The following is a 15,334-nucleotide window of genomic DNA, read 5'->3' on the forward strand; positions in this document are numbered from 1 at the left end:
GCCTCACACTACGTGGGGCTTTTTGATGTGTTAAATTGTAAGCCACAACGCGAATAATTTTTAAGGCATCAGCTATTTCGTTACTAAATTGCAGTGCATCAAAGCGCACCTGATATGGCAACTATTCTTGATCTTGTAGGCAATACTCCATTGGTTGAACTAAAGAATATTACGGTAAACAAAAATGTAAAAATCTACGGTAAGCTGGAAGGCGATAACCCCGGCGGCAGTGTAAAAGACCGTGCCGCGTATGGTATGATCAAAGGTGCGCTGGACCGCGGCGAAATAAAACCGGGTATAAAACTTATTGAGGCCACCAGTGGCAATACCGGTATTGCGCTGGCAATGATTGCCAGTATGTTCAATGTACCAATAGAACTGGTAATGCCCGAAGATGCAACTAGAGAACGTGTGCTGACTATGCAAGCATTTGGCGCTACGGTAATATTAACGCCAAAAGCAAAATCTATGGAAGGTGCTATCGATTATGCCAATGAACAGGTTGCAAAGGGAGGCTATCTTATGCTCAACCAGTTTGCCAACCCTGATAATTACTTAATGCACTACAATACCACGGGCCCGGAAATATGGAAAGATACGCAAGGCACGGTTACGCACTTTGTTTCTGCAATGGGAACTACGGGTACCATAATGGGTGTATCAAGATACCTGAAAGAGCAGAACCCAAATGTTCAGATTGTAGGTTGCCAGCCAACCGACGGCTCTCACATACCCGGCATTCGTAAATGGCCACAGGCATACCTGCCGAAAATTTTTGAGAAAGAGCGTATAGACCGTATTATTGAAGTAGATGAAAAAGACGCCCGGTCGATGGCCAAAAAACTGGCAACAAGAGAAGCAATTTTTAGTGGTATGAGCAGCGGTGGTGCTGCATATGCTGCCATAAAACTTTCAAAAGAAATAAAAGAAGGCGTAATTGTTTTTATTGTTTGCGACCGTGGCGACCGCTATTTGTCTTCTGATTTGTTCGATTAACCTGCGCACGATCCCGGCATAACATATCCGGTGCAAATATCATTATACGCTGAGTTCTTCGCGTTTGATCAGTAAAGGTCTAGCCGTACAAGAGTGCGACGCAACGATGATGCCACCTGCACATTTGCCGGGTACATAAAAATCAACCTTCTTTAAGATCGCTGCTGCTGAAATGCAGTGGCAGTAGCTGTTTTACCTCTTTGATAATGTAAATACTGCCTTGCATGCCGGTAAGTATAACCCTTATGGGTTGGTGCTGACGGTTTTCAAACTCTGTTAATGCCTGCCTGCACATGCCACATGGCGAGATAGGTTTGGAACTTGTGCCATGGTGGTTATTATAGCTTATGGCCATGGTATCTATAACAGTTCCGGGAAATTGAGATGCAACGGCCGCAAGTACTACACGTTCTGCGCAAATGCCTACCGGAAAACTTGCATTTTCCTGGTTGGTACCCTCCACAATTTGTCCGTTGGTTAGTAATGCAGCCGCAGCAACGTTAAAGTTGGAATAAGGTGCGTAAGCATTGGCAGTAGCATTTCTGGCCACAGTTACCAGTTGTTTGTCTGCCGCTGACAACTCATTGAAAGATTCGTACACCTCATATTCAAATTGCGCTAACACTTTATTCATACCAGCAATTTACGCATATAAATAAAAAATCTCCACTCAATGTTGAGCGGAGATTTTCCGTAAATATTTATTGCGGTTTATTTGATCGACCTGAAAAACCTGTTCCATCTCGGGCCATCAGCATAGCTAAACCATATTAATGATGCTTTACCCACTACGTGTGTTTCGGGCACAAAACCCCAGAAACGGCTGTCCTGGCTGCGATGGCGGTTGTCACCCATCATCCAGTAATAGTTATATTTAAATGTGTAGGAAGGTGTTTCCTTGCCATTGATGATGTATTTGCCATTAGACACTTCGAGTGTATTGTGTTCGTACACCGTGATAATTCTCCTGTAAATATCGATATTATCCTGCGCCAGTGCTACTGTTTCGCCTTTTTTGGGAATATGCAACGGCCCAAAACTGTCTACGCTCCAGGCATGATACTTATCGTAAGGAAAGATATCCATGGGGTCTGGTTGTGTATTCAGGAACATTTTGACACTCTTTACATTTGGTTGTTTTTTCACAATATCTACCTTACCCGGTGTAAGATTCAACAACACGATATTAGATTGCGGAATTTCATTGTAGTCTCCGTTTTGCTCGTACACATTTCCGTTTTCAGAAATAATCTTGTAGCCGAGTTCATTTTCTAAAAAATCCTGTGAGAAAGGCGTTCCGTTTGTCTCTACCTCGTAATCTATCTGGGAATCGGGCGCCACAAAAGCCTTTTCGTTATTAACATATAAAATACCGTCTTTGATCTGTAAATCATCACCAGGTACACCAACGCAACGTTTGATGTAATTATCCGTTTTATCCATCGGGTGTACAAGAATATGATCTCCGTATTGCGACATCAACTGATCCCTGTTGCCATTGAATTCTTTTCTCAACACATCATAATAAGGATTTTTTGAACCAAAGCTTTCGAGATTGATGATCGTATCTCCTGCAGGGAAATTAAACACCACTACATCATTGCGTTTTATCTCACCCAGGCCACCAAGCCGCGTGTAAGGTACCTGTATCCACTTAAGATAAGAAGGCGTGGTAGGCATGGCAGGCAACGTGTTATGTACAAACGGAAAACTCAATGGTGTTTGCGGAAGGCGCGGCCCATAGCTGAGTTTGTTTACAAAAAGAAAATCATTGATGAGTAAGGTTCGTTCCATACTGCCCGTTGGTATGGTGTATGCTTCAAAAATGAATGTTCTTATAAGTGTGGCTGCAACAACTGCAAACACGGCAGCATCTATCCATTCACGTGCGGCAGATTTCCTGTAGGTCTTCATCACCTTATCACCGCCCCAGCGCACATCTTTTGAGAAGCCGAGGTATGGCAGGTATATAAAAGGAACAAATACCGCAGCAGCATGATCTCCTACACCAAACCTGCCGAAGTGCATAGTATAAATAATAATGATCCAGATAGTGATGAACTGGCCTGCAATAGGAATAAGCTGTAGCCAGAACCAAAGCCTGCTTATACCGCATTTCTCCACGATGAGCCAGGTATTATAAAAAGGAATAAAAGCTTTTACAGGGTCTATTCCGGACTTTTTGAACATACCATACAAACCGATATGCCAGCCTATCGCACCAATAATAAAAATAATCCAACCCATTTAGTGTAGTTTAAGGCAGCAAAAATAACATTCTATTAAAGCTTGCAAAATCATTCTCGGCAAAGTTTTCTTAAATAGGGATGAGTAAACGGCACGGCTGGTCAGTATAAAAAGATCTGCCAGACGCTTTTTGCATTTTAAAGACGTAAAGATTTTGGTCATTTTTTATGTTGAGCCATGCTGTATTGCTACTATGTAGCTGCCGTTGCGTCGCACTCTTGTACTGTAAGCGCTTTACGGGGCAAACGCGAAGATCAAAGCACAGCATAGGTTTCCGGCAGTAACAGGCTTGATCTGCAATGTCAATTGCGGTAATAGAGCGTTAAGTTGTTATGGATTCCAGTCGATGGCTTCCAGTGATTGTTTTTTTAGAATTTCATTTGTTTTGCTGAAATGCTTGCAGCCAAAGAAACCGTTGTGTGCACTTAAAGGAGATGGATGAGCGGCTTTTAGTACATAATGTTTTGTTTCATCAATAAGTACCTGCTTGTCTTGTGCAAACTTACCCCACAACAAAAAGATTACACCTTTCTTCTCAGCAGAAATTGTTTTGATCACCGCATCAGTAAATTCGGCCCAGCCAATTTTTGCATGACTCATCGGCTCACCGGCACGCACTGTTAAAGATGCATTCAATAAAAAAACGCCCTGTTCCGCCCACCTGGAAAGATTACCTGTTTTAGGAAATGGCATGCCCACATCGGTATGCAGTTCTTTATAAATGTTGTTTAATGAAGGAGGGAATGGCACTCCATCCGGAACAGAGAAACACAAGCCATGAGCCTGCCCGGGCCCATGGTAAGGGTCTTGCCCGAGAATAACCACTTTCACTTTGTTGAAAGGTGTTTTATCAAATGCGTTGAAGATAAGTGAGCCGGGCGGGTAAATGATTTTCCCCTGGGTTTTTTCTATTTTCAAAAAAGCTACGATCTGCTCAAAATAGGCTTTGGTAAATTCTTTGTGTAACACTTCCTTCCAGGAGCTTTCAATTTTTACATCCATCTTTTTTTTGAATTAGGTTTGGGTGCAAACTAATTAAAAATTACTTTTGCCGCCGCTCAGGTAAAATTGTGCTACGGTCCGGTAGCTCAGCTGAATAGAGCAACAGCCTTCTAAGCTGTGGGTCACAGGTTTGAATCCTGTCCGGATCACAAGGGGTCTATCTTGATTGATAGACCTTTTTTAGTTAGGACAAAAATTGTTATCCTTTAGCAATTAATGATGTGCTTTATTTTCGTTTACACATTGCATGATTAGCTGATTCTAAAGATATTCTAAAACAACAGAAAGCATATTTTGAAATTTTATCAATGTGAAAACGGTTTAACTTAGGATGGTACTATACTTACCGACCGGCAAACACACAGAACAAATTGATACTTATCCTGATAAAGTGATTAAAAAATTCAAATTGTTTTCGCTAATTTATATGCAATATGAAAATATTAAATACGCTTAATGAGTATTTCTACCATTTTAGAAAGTTCGGGAAGAGTGGAATAAATTATTACTCACAATTAACCAGTGGCAAAGAAATAATTGAAGCGAAAATTAGAGGCTTTGAACACCCTATATTTTTAAGAAACAAAACATCTGACATTGCCACATTCGATCAGGTCATCAAACACAAAGAATATAAGTTTAATTATTGGCGGGGCGCAGATGTCATTTTAGATCTCGGTGCAAATATTGGTCTTGCTTCCATCTATTACAAGTCGTTATTTCCAAATGCTACAATAATAGCTGTAGAGCCGGACGAATCAAATTATGAACTATTAGTAAAGAATACAGAGCGATACAAGAACATCATTTGCATAAAGGCGGGAGTATGGCATAAACCAACAAGATTAAAAATAATAGATGAGAATGCCTCTAAATGGTCATTTATTACTTTGGAAGATCCATCCGGAAACATAGAAACTATTTCTATTGAACAGATTATATCCAGTTATAGCTTAACCAAAATAGACATTATCAAAATGGACATTGAAAGTGCAGAAAAGGAAGTTTTTGAAGCAGGGATTAGTAAGTGGTCAGGTATTACAAAGATGCTTATTTTAGAACTACATGACAGATACAAGCCGGGTTGTTCCAAAGCAGTATTTACTGAACTTGTCAAATATAATTTTAGCACAACATTCAGGGGAGAAAATATTTGTGTTGTATTTGACTAAAAATATTACAGCATAGAAATTAACCGACTTATCTACACATAAGAAGTTTTTAAAACATCCTGGATCCAATCCGGATGACAAAAAAGCCGCTTAATCAGCGGCTTTTGTATACATGCTAGGCACCATTTTCCGTGAGGTACCTCACCAGGCTACGTTTAGCAACTGGTAACAATGTTTCTTCCACAGGGTAAACAAGTTCAGACTCTATTGCATAAACAGCAGGGTTTGGTAACATGTTACGGTTACGGATCAGCTCTGACTTTATATTCTCGTATGTATTGGAAAAACTACGCAACCAGTTATTTATAAATTCAGTTTTGATTGTGCGGTATTTCTCGTCGTGCTTTTCAAAAATGCTCAGCCTGTAATAATAAACACTTGTATCTTTTGTGGAGCTCTTGCTTAAAAAGAAATACCCCTCTTTTTGTTCGAGTGGCACAATACCAATCGGGTTTATACTGATCTTGTCCTCTACAAATTCATAAATCTCGGTACCATTCGTTATGGTTGCCTGCATTTGGGTTGCCGCAAAGCTGATAATTTCTTCCAGTTCAGTCATCAACTCATCGTCTTCTATAATCTGTTCGTACAACAGTTGAATCTTTTGAATTTGTACGCCGGTAAACTTTTTGGGAAACTGTTCCTGCAAGAATTGCTTATTCTTCCGGAATGAAATAAGGTTGTTGTAATGGAAAATTACGTCCGCCAGTTGCGGATAGAGCTTGTTTTCGTTGAAATATGCATTCACCCGCTGCAGGTAAGCCAGTAATGTATATTTTTTCAGTTCAAAATCTATATAACCGTCTGCAAACCATGTTTCGGATAAGGACTTCATAATGAATAGGTTTGATTCAGATGGAATTTACAAAAAAAGCAAAACACTTTGATGCATGCAACGCCTTTTTAATTGTTCTTTATAGGTATAGCGCGTGTGGTTGATAACCAATGCCCGGAAATGTAATAATTAACGTGATATATTGATCAATATTAAACGTTTAGGTAAGAACCAGATGAATGCAAATTCCTGTTCTTATTAATTAACAGCAGTAATCTTTCCCAAAGAACGGGTTATAAAGTAAAGCTTTTTGTTTTCAATGTAATCCGGTATCTGGGCAGAGGTTTGCAATTTCACCGGTTGCAGGTTATATGCATTGGCAATCCGATATTTTGGATCTGACAGGTTATTGAGAAAGTCTTTATTGTATTGTAGCAAAAGATTGCTGAAATAAAACATACTCTCGTAACCTTTCAGGGCCATATCCCCTGGTCTTGCATTGAGCTTTTGACGATATTTTGCAGCGATGCCGGCAATGGTTTTATCGGTTCTTATGTAGTTGAACGGAGTAGAGTAAAGTATAGACAAGTTTGCATTCCCGGTTCTTACCACAGCTCTCAAACCATCCCATGTTGGTGAACCCACAAGAGTAACCGGGAAAGTTGCTGAACGATCAAGGGTTTTGATGAGATTTGTGCTGAAGTTTTCATCAAGACTACCGCATATGACGATGTTTTGATCATTACTATCTAGTAAAGGCAAGAGCTGATCTTCGGTAAAGTTATCAGGCAATTCGACTGTTTTATATTTTATAGGGTATGTCTTTTTCCCGGCATCAGCAAACATATCCAGTATACGTTCTTCCATATTTCCTTTGCGCGTTACCAGCAGGAACTTTCCCACCGGGTACATACGCTGAACCTGTTTATAAATACCTTCGATATGAGTTTTTAAAGTAGAATTAAGCATTATAAAAAACGGATTTCCAGAGACATATGCGTCGTTAGGATAAGTGGCTGATACTAGTGGCACGTTGTTGCTGAAGGCAAATTCGGCAAATCTTTTTTGTTCGGTGAGATTTGAAAAAGCCGCTATTACCAGAGAAAACTGCAAAGATTCCATTTCTTTAGCCAGCGCATCAACTGTCAGGTTTTTCTTTTTGGTATCAAAAACCCATACATCCAGTGACCTCCCGCTTTTCTTAATAGAATCAATCGCCAGCATTGCGCCATTATAGAACTCGAGACCGGGTAAAATATAGCGCGGCATACTGGTAGAACCAAGCTTATAGGTTGTATTATCAAATGCAGAATCTATATATAAAGGCGCCAGTATAGCTACCCTCGGCACGCCGATAAGAGACTGGGAAGAACCTCTTAAGTGTATGAGCATAACACCAAAAAGCAGGAATATTTTACATACGGCGGATAAGCATGCTTTCATGAAGAACCGATTTTGCGTTTTCGGCAGGCAAGAATACTGCCACATATTTTTGTCTACTCCCATTCTATGGTAGCCGGTGGCTTACTGCTGATATCGTACACTACCCTGTTTATACCTCTGACATTATTGATAATCTCGTTTGATACATGGGCCAGGAATTCATAAGGCAGATGAGCCCAGTCTGCCGTCATGCCGTCGACAGACGTAACTGCACGCAGGGCAACAGTATATTCATATGTTCTTTCATCACCCATTACCCCTACACTTTTAACCGGCAATAAAATAGCCCCGGCCTGCCATACTTTATTATACAGGTCATGAGACTTCAGCGCTTTAATGTAAATGTCATCAGCCTCCTGCAACAACTTAGCTTTTTCTTCAGTTACTTCTCCTAATATCCTGATTGCCAACCCCGGTCCGGGAAATGGATGACGATTGATCATATCAGCAGGAATACCGAGTTCCAATCCCACCTTTCTTACTTCATCTTTAAATAAGTAACGCAACGGCTCTACAAGACTGAGGTGCATTGTATCTGGTAATCCACCGACATTATGGTGCGATTTAATAGTTACTGAAGGCCCGTGCACACTTACGCTCTCAATAACGTCGGGATATATTGTCCCCTGACCCAGGAAACGTATATCGTTAAGCTTTTGAGATTCCTCCTGGAAAACGTCAATAAACAATTTTCCAATCACCTTTCGTTTAGCCTCGGGATCGGTTTTACCTGCAAGTGCATTGTAAAATAAATTTGAGGCATCCACTCCTTTCACATTCAAATCCAATTGTTTATATGTGTCCAAAACTTTTGAGAATTCCTCTTTTCTTAGCACGCCATTGTTTACAAAGATGCCATGCAGCCTGTTACCGATTGCTGTACTGATAAGGGTTGCAGCAACTGTGCTATCTACCCCTCCGCTAAGCGCCATGATAACGTGCGCATCTCCAATTTGTTTTTTGAGCGCATCTACAGTTTCCTGCACAAACGAAGCCGGCGTCCAGTTCTGGCTGCAACCGCAGATGTTTACCAAAAAATTATGGATAATTTTTTTGCCTTCGGTAGAATGATATACTTCCGGGTGAAACTGTAAACCATACAATGGTTTAACGCCGTTGCTGTCTTCTTTGCGGAACGCCGCAACCGGGATACTGTCAGTAGTTGCCAGCAGTTCAAACCCTTCTGGTAATTCGGTGATGGAATCGCTATGGCTCATCCAAACCTGGGAGTGATCTGTAACCTGCTCCAGTAAAACGTCTTCTTTCTTTTTCAGCAGTTTTGCTCGACCATATTCTCTTTTATTCGACTTATCTACCCTTCCCCCGAAACTTTTTGCAGTAAGCTGCGCTCCATAACAAACACCCAGAACAGGTTGATTCTGTATAAATGTGGCAACATCAACCATTGGTGCATTTTCTTCATTTACACTAAATGGTGAACCACTCAGAATGATACCTTTTAATGATTCGTCTGCTTCAAACTTTTTGTGGTATGGAATTATTTCACAATAAACATTTGCTTCTCTTACTGCACGTGCAATCAACTGGGTATACTGGCTGCCAAAATCGAGAATAAGAATCTTTTCTGTCATATTGAAGTGTTGTAGCGGAAATCACGTTCTATGCTTTCCTGGAAATTTGCTGCGAAGGTAAAAGAAAGGCCTCTAAATCTCAAGATTGTATGTTTGTAATGGAGGGCAGCAGCGAAGTAAGATTATTTGTGCACACCATAACCTTCTGAAACAACAAAGCAGCAGGTTGTACTGCTGCTTTGCATGAATATAATAATTGGATCAGTGTTTATACAATCCTGTAACAAAGGCTTTAAGTTTAAGAACAACCTGCAGATCGTTGTCGATTTGTTTGCTGAAATGCCAGAAATACTTATCGTCACGGGTAAACCTGAAGATGTCGGCGCCGGTTACATATAACCAGCCATCGTCGCCGGGTGCGATTGCATACTGCATACCATTAAATGAAACAGAGACTTCCATAGTGTAAGATTTTTAAGTTTGAGGATTTTCCAGGTTCAGACTAAATTTTGTTTTCAAGAGTATTTAATGTAAGTCTTCGCAGCGTGTTTTCATTGTATGTGGAGACTCGATAAATACGGATTTGCCACAAATATATTTTAAATGTTTTTGGTTTGCAAGTACATAATCATGTAGACAGTATAAATGATGCTTAAGATTTTAACCGCGCAAAATGGTATTTGGTGAGTGTATCAGCCTTGTAAAGACTGCATTATTTTCCCGATTAAATAAATCAAACCGCGGCCGGGAGAAGATCGATGCGGGTGCGTAGTACGACCCCGGAGATGTTGCATAAAGTGCTACTGCACAAGTGTGCGACGCAACAGCAGCTGATAATTGTTATACTGCAGACCCAAAAAAACATATAGCGGCTAACAATAAAGCGAGGTTAAATGTGCCATAATCAAACTAACACCCATTCTTTATTTTTAACTTGCGGGAACACTGCAAAATTAAAAATGTATTATATGAGATCGTATTTGTTTTATTGCTTTTTTATATTGTTACTAATTCCTGTTAGTGATTATGCCCAGCAAACGGTTGACACTACCGAAATGTCTGCAACTGCTAAATTGTTATGGAAGAAAACATACCAGTTTACCGCTACAACAGTGCAGCCTATGACGGGCAGGGAAAGAAATGTGGCCGGCAATAATTATACGCTTAAAGTAAGCGCAGCGTCTGTAATTGCGGATTTGCCATACTTCGGCAAATCGAATACAGCACCCATCGGAACCAGTGATGTGGGTATGAAATTTTCTTCGTTAGATTTTGCTTACAGTTCGCAGGAGTTAACAAAGTCCAGGGAGCAGGTTACCATAAAACCCAAAGACATACAGGATATACAGGAAATATACCTCATTGTTTATCCTGATGGAACGGCTGATCTGCGTATAAGTTCCATGAACAGGCAGCCGATTTCTTACAGGGGAAAGATTGAAGCTTTGCAAACAAAGTAACTTGTCATTATACTCGGCTGCCATCGCTTTTTTTATGCCAATAGTAGTAAGAAAGTATGCCCGGCACAATCCACAACAACATCATCAACATTCTTGGATCGAATGCACCGGCACTTGCCACGCCTGAATAAATAGCGCCTGCAAGGTCGAAGAACAAACCGGCATAAGCCCATTCTTTCAAGGTTTTCGGAATTCCGGGTATAAGAATCACGAGGCAGCCGAGAATTTTTGCAACACTGATAAACTGTATGAAGTAAACAGGATAACCCATTACTTCATGGATAATCTGCAAAGCCTGTTCCGATGGTCCCAATCCATCAACAGACGAAAAGATCATCAACAAAGCAAAAATGATGGTAAATACCCAGTACAATATGCCGGTAGTTTTTGTTGTCATATCAAGTCATTATTAGGAAGGGCTAACAAAATAGCAATAAACGTTCAGATAAGATAAAGCAGGTGTAATTATTTTGATTGCCGGTAAAATACAAACTACAATTTTTACAATACTCAATCGTTTTACAAAAGACTTATAACCCAATAAATATCCATGAATAATCCAACGATCTTCCAGGTGAAATTTTCGATACACATTGCGCAGAACGATTGCGAATTGTCAGCGCTCATACGGCCTGGAACAAATCATCAGCAATTCCATGTACTCACGCTTCAACCCTGCATGCACAAAGCAATTGCTTCAGTAATCAGCGATTTTGCAATTGAGAAACAGCCTTCACAAAACGGTTTTGTATGGGTACATGCATCTTCCTCTGTTACATCCCCGCTCGTAGCGGCAATAGGTGCAGCTATAGACAAACGGCTTTACAGGTAGTTTTCATGCAGCACGAATGCCGAAAGAACCGGTAAAAATTTCTACAGGCAGGTATCACCGCGTGTGATCAATATATCAGAGGAAAATTTTGGTAACCAGCTTTATTGCAACTATTCAGCTTTGGTTGTGTCACTCACTTGTACACTTTGTTCTCTACGCAACAATACCACAGTCCTGTTGTTGAATAGTAAAATACGATTGGCAGCAAACTTGCCATAGTAGGTTATTATTCACACATCATCGAAAAGTTATGAAGAAGGTACCTGTAGTAGTCACACTTGCAACCCTTTTTGCAGTAATCTTTAACATAGCCCCGCACATTAATATCAGTGAACAGGTTATCTGGTTTATGTTTGCATGTTCACCACTGGTGGTCATTACAACAGCTTATGTAATTCTCAAATATGGTAAACCATCCGTAAACACATGGGATGACCGCTTTTATGATGACTGGAACTGTAAAAGAAACGGCAAGGAAGAGCTGGATGAAAACTGTTAATTGCTTAATAATGAACGATGGCCTTTTTGACGTTGGCTTTTTTTTAACAAATTAGCCTTTTTCGGATATTCAAAACTATCGGTTGTTTGGTTTTTTCAGATAAATGTCTCTACATTTCGTCTTTATTCACCAAAACAATTTCTTATGAAGAGGTTTTTACTCTCTTGTATCTCCTTCGTGTCCTGCACGATGGTGATGGCTCAAAAAAGCTACTGGTCATCACATGCAGGCTCAGCCAAAATCCAAACGACTAAAGAAGTAGCGCGTCAGTCATTTCCAACAACCTTTAAGTTATTCGATCTGAACATCAGTCCGCTTAAAAGCGATTTGTTTTCTGTTGCCGGTAATGCATCCGGCCACAGGGTTGTGATTACACTGCCAAATGCAAAAGGCGAACTGGAAAACTTCGAAATGGTCGAAGCTTCCAACTTCGACAAAAAGCTTCAGGCAAACTTTCCTGAAATACGTGCTTTCTCAGGAAGAAGTCTTAGCGACAAAGGCGCTACTGTAAAGCTCAGTATATCTCCGCAGGGTATACAAACAATGGTATTCAGAACAGCTACTGAAAACGAATTTATTGAAGCCTACTCCCAGGATAGAAAGACCTACGCAGTTTTCAAATCTCAACGCACACCGGGCAAACTTCCCTGGACATGCTCTACTGAAGATGTGAAACTTACAGAAAACATAGGCAACCAGGTTGGCGGCAGCGGCGTTACCGCAAGATCTGGCGCAAACCTTAAAACGTTACGGCTTGCACAGTCTGTAACAGCAGAGTATTCCAATTACTTCGGTGCAACAAGTTCTGCACAGGTAGGGTTGGTACTTGCGGCCATCAACAACACCTTAACCCGTTGCAATGGTGTGTATGAAAAAGATCTTGCATTACACCTTAATCTCATTGCAAATACAACCAGTGTTATCTATTACAATGCATCTACCGATCCGTACTCTGCAGCTTCTACAGGTGCCGGCGGTGCATGGAACAATGAACTTCAAAACACACTTACTGCTGTAATTGGTGAGGCCAACTACGATATCGGTCACCTATTTGGTGCTACCGGCGGTGGTGGAAATGCAGGCTGTATAGGTTGTGTATGTACAAACGGTTCAAAAGGAAAAGGTTTCACATCTCCCAATGATGGTATTCCTACCGGAGATAATTTCGATATAGATTATGTTGTGCATGAGGTTGGTCACCAGCTAGGTGGAAACCATACTTTCTCACACAGCAATGAGGGCACCGGCGTAAACAAGGAAGTTGGTTCCGGCATAACAATCATGGGTTATGCGGGTATCACTACGCAGGATGTTGCTCCACACTCGATCGATATTTACCACCAGGCATCTATTGCGCAAATTCAAGCGAACATTAATACAAAGACCTGCCCGGTTACCAGCACGATTGTTAACTCCACTCCTGTTGTGAATCCGGTTAGCAATTATACTATCCCAATCAGTACACCGTTCGCATTAACAGGTTCTGCAACAGACGCAGATGCCGGCGATATACTTACCTACTGCTGGGAGCAAAACGACAACGCATCTACTGCACAAACCGGTAACAGCAGCCGTGCGAGTGCAACAAAAGCTACCGGCCCCAACTGGATCACTTATCCTGCAAGCACATCTCCCGTAAGATATTTTCCAAATCTCAATACCATACTGGCCGGCGGTACTACTACAGGACCAATTGCAGGTGGTGATGCCGGCGTATTGATCGAGGCACTCAGTTCTGTTTCAAGGACTTTGAATTTCCGTTTAACTGTAAGAGATAATGCACCCTACAGTTCCACTGCACCAGTCAGTGTTGGCCAAACACAGTTTACAGATATGGTTGTTACCGTAAGCAATACTTCAGGACCATTTACAGTAACGGCACCAAATACCGCAGTAAGCTGGGCGGGCAATTCTTCGCAAACAATTACATGGAACGTTGCCAATACTACCGCAACGCCGGTTAGTTGTGCCAACGTAAAAATATCATTAAGCACAGATGGTGGACTAACATTTCCAACAGTGTTGATTGCGAGCACACCAAATGATGGCTCGCAGGCTGTAACCATTCCAAATACGCCTACAGGCACAGCAAGAATAAAAATAGAAGCCGTTGGCAATATCTTCTTTGATATTTCAAATGCAAACTTTACCATCACAGCGGGCGCTGCCTGCGGCACAGCAACAGGTCTTGCAGCGTCGGCAATTACAACTTCGGGTGCAACAGTAAGCTGGAGCGCAGTAAGCGGTGCAACAAGTTATGCGGTAGATTACAAGGCAGCTTCCTCTTCAACCTGGATCAATCTGTCAACTGCACAAACTACAACAACAGCAGATATTACAGGTCTTGCAGAAGGCACGTTGTACGACTGGCGTGTAACGGCAACCTGTACATCCGGTACCGGCGCACCTGCAGCAGCGCAGTTTACCACAACTTCTACAGCTATCTGTAATGCACCAACAGGTCTCACATCTTCAGCCATCACTTCATCAGGTGCTACGGTAAGCTGGAGCGCTGTAAGCGGGGCAGTAAGCTATGCGGTAGATTATAAACTCAATAGCTCAGCTACGTGGACAAGCTTCTCCACGGCTCAAACAGCAACATCTGCAAGCCTTACCGGCTTAAGTGCTTCGAGCCTGTATGACTGGAGAGTAACAACAAACTGTGCTTCCGGTTCAAGCACAGCGTCAGCAGCACAGTTTACCACAACTGCAGCAACATCAACATGCCCCGGTATATATGATGTAAGTACAAACGGTACAACATCCGGTGCACCAACCATTCCTTTTAACACTGATATTAAAGGCCTGATAAGCCCAAGCGGTGATAATGATTACTATAAATTCGTTATTACAAATGCAGGCACCATAACATTAACACTTACTACTTTGCCAAGAGATTATGATCTCAGGTTACGTAATAGCGCCGGCACACAGGTAGCTATTTCACAAAATGGCAGCACAACAAGCGAAACAATCAATTATACTGCTGCTGCAGGCACCTATTATGCACAGGTATATGGTTTTAATAATGCCAATAATGCAAACAACTGTTACACGCTGAAGGTTGCACTGGGTACCGCATCAAAAGGTGATATAATTGCGCAAAGTGCCATTAACAAGCCTTTGTTGTCTGTATTCCCTAACCCAGCTTCCTCTAAAGTGAATGTTAGTCTTACAGGGTACAAAGGAACATCAGACATAAAACTGTTCGACGTAAACGGAAAACAGGTTGCAGCTTACCGCACTGCGGAGGTGAACTCTTTCGTTGATATTTCCAGGCTTAACAGGGGTGTTTATATGCTAAGAGTTGTTACTGCAGACGGTACAATACTTACGCACAAGGTTATAAAACAATAACCTGCAGCACTTCCAAAAT

General features: G+C 41.4%; 14 protein-coding genes and 1 tRNA gene. 7 read left to right on the forward strand and 8 right to left on the reverse strand.

All coding sequences use genetic code 11. The annotated features are described in order from the left end of the window. The first annotated feature begins 114 nt into the window (after positions 1-114). Positions 115-996 carry a cysteine synthase CysM gene (cysM, locus tag I5907_RS16230; protein ID WP_196991854.1) on the forward strand — a complete coding sequence of 294 codons (882 nt, stop codon included), beginning with the start codon at positions 115-117 and terminating at the stop codon, positions 994-996. A gap of 142 nt (positions 997-1,138) precedes the next feature. On the opposite strand, the gene cdd is transcribed toward cysM, so the two are convergent. From cdd to ung, 3 genes are all read right to left on the reverse strand, one after another. Then, positions 1,139-1,630, reverse strand: coding sequence for a cytidine deaminase (gene cdd / locus I5907_RS16235; protein WP_196991855.1), 492 nt, complete (start codon positions 1,628-1,630; stop codon positions 1,139-1,141). A 77-nt stretch (positions 1,631-1,707) separates the two neighbouring features. Continuing rightward, positions 1,708-3,243 carry a S26 family signal peptidase gene (locus tag I5907_RS16240; protein ID WP_196991856.1) on the reverse strand — a complete coding sequence of 512 codons (1,536 nt, stop codon included), beginning with the start codon at positions 3,241-3,243 and terminating at the stop codon, positions 1,708-1,710. 330 nt (positions 3,244-3,573) lie between these two features. Next, a complete protein-coding gene (gene ung / locus I5907_RS16245; protein ID WP_196991857.1) occupies positions 3,574-4,245 on the reverse strand; it encodes a uracil-DNA glycosylase in 672 nt (223 codons plus the stop codon). Positions 4,246-4,320: 75 nt separating this feature from the next. On the opposite strand from ung, the gene I5907_RS16250 reads away from it, so the two are divergent. Next, a tRNA-Arg gene (locus I5907_RS16250) sits at positions 4,321-4,394 on the forward strand. Between the two features lie 285 nt (positions 4,395-4,679). Next, the gene (locus I5907_RS16255) at positions 4,680-5,417 is read left to right on the forward strand and encodes an FkbM family methyltransferase (protein ID WP_196991858.1); all 738 of its coding nucleotides are present in this window, start codon (positions 4,680-4,682) and stop codon (positions 5,415-5,417) included. 115 nt (positions 5,418-5,532) lie between these two features. On the opposite strand, the gene I5907_RS16260 is transcribed toward I5907_RS16255, so the two are convergent. The 4 genes from I5907_RS16260 to I5907_RS16275 all read right to left on the reverse strand — a co-directional run bounded on the left by I5907_RS16260 (position 5,533) and on the right by I5907_RS16275 (position 9,629). After that, the gene (locus I5907_RS16260) at positions 5,533-6,252 is read right to left on the reverse strand and encodes a hypothetical protein (protein WP_196991859.1); all 720 of its coding nucleotides are present in this window, start codon (positions 6,250-6,252) and stop codon (positions 5,533-5,535) included. A gap of 198 nt (positions 6,253-6,450) precedes the next feature. After that, positions 6,451-7,635, reverse strand: a complete 1,185-nt coding sequence (locus tag I5907_RS16265; RefSeq protein ID WP_196991860.1) for a type 1 periplasmic-binding domain-containing protein — start codon at positions 7,633-7,635, stop codon at positions 6,451-6,453. 53 nt (positions 7,636-7,688) lie between these two features. After that, positions 7,689-9,227, reverse strand: a complete 1,539-nt coding sequence (gene guaA, locus I5907_RS16270) for a glutamine-hydrolyzing GMP synthase (RefSeq protein WP_196991861.1) — start codon at positions 9,225-9,227, stop codon at positions 7,689-7,691. Positions 9,228-9,428: 201 nt separating this feature from the next. Further along, positions 9,429-9,629 carry a hypothetical protein gene (locus I5907_RS16275; protein ID WP_196991862.1) on the reverse strand — a complete coding sequence of 67 codons (201 nt, stop codon included), beginning with the start codon at positions 9,627-9,629 and terminating at the stop codon, positions 9,429-9,431. 506 nt (positions 9,630-10,135) lie between these two features. Between I5907_RS16275 and I5907_RS16280 the strand changes: the two genes are divergently transcribed. Continuing rightward, positions 10,136-10,627 carry a DUF4251 domain-containing protein gene (locus I5907_RS16280; RefSeq protein WP_196991863.1) on the forward strand — a complete coding sequence of 164 codons (492 nt, stop codon included), beginning with the start codon at positions 10,136-10,138 and terminating at the stop codon, positions 10,625-10,627. A gap of 7 nt (positions 10,628-10,634) precedes the next feature. Here I5907_RS16280 and I5907_RS16285 read toward each other — a convergent pair whose 3' ends face one another. Beyond that, positions 10,635-11,024: a DoxX family protein gene (locus I5907_RS16285; RefSeq protein ID WP_196991864.1), complete on the reverse strand. Its 390-nt coding sequence runs from the start codon at positions 11,022-11,024 to the stop codon at positions 10,635-10,637. 153 nt (positions 11,025-11,177) lie between these two features. On the opposite strand from I5907_RS16285, the gene I5907_RS16290 reads away from it, so the two are divergent. From I5907_RS16290 to I5907_RS16300, 3 genes are all read left to right on the forward strand, one after another. After that, the gene (locus tag I5907_RS16290; RefSeq protein WP_196991865.1) at positions 11,178-11,459 is read left to right on the forward strand and encodes a hypothetical protein; all 282 of its coding nucleotides are present in this window, start codon (positions 11,178-11,180) and stop codon (positions 11,457-11,459) included. 250 nt (positions 11,460-11,709) lie between these two features. Further along, positions 11,710-11,958, forward strand: a complete 249-nt coding sequence (locus I5907_RS16295; RefSeq protein ID WP_196991866.1) for a hypothetical protein — start codon at positions 11,710-11,712, stop codon at positions 11,956-11,958. 144 nt (positions 11,959-12,102) lie between these two features. Then, positions 12,103-15,315: a reprolysin-like metallopeptidase gene (locus I5907_RS16300; protein WP_196991867.1), complete on the forward strand. Its 3,213-nt coding sequence runs from the start codon at positions 12,103-12,105 to the stop codon at positions 15,313-15,315. Positions 15,316-15,334 lie beyond the last annotated feature (19 nt).

Origin of the sequence: Panacibacter microcysteis (assembly GCF_015831355.1) — a bacterium.
Classification (GTDB): Bacteria; Bacteroidota; Bacteroidia; order Chitinophagales; family Chitinophagaceae; genus Panacibacter; species Panacibacter microcysteis.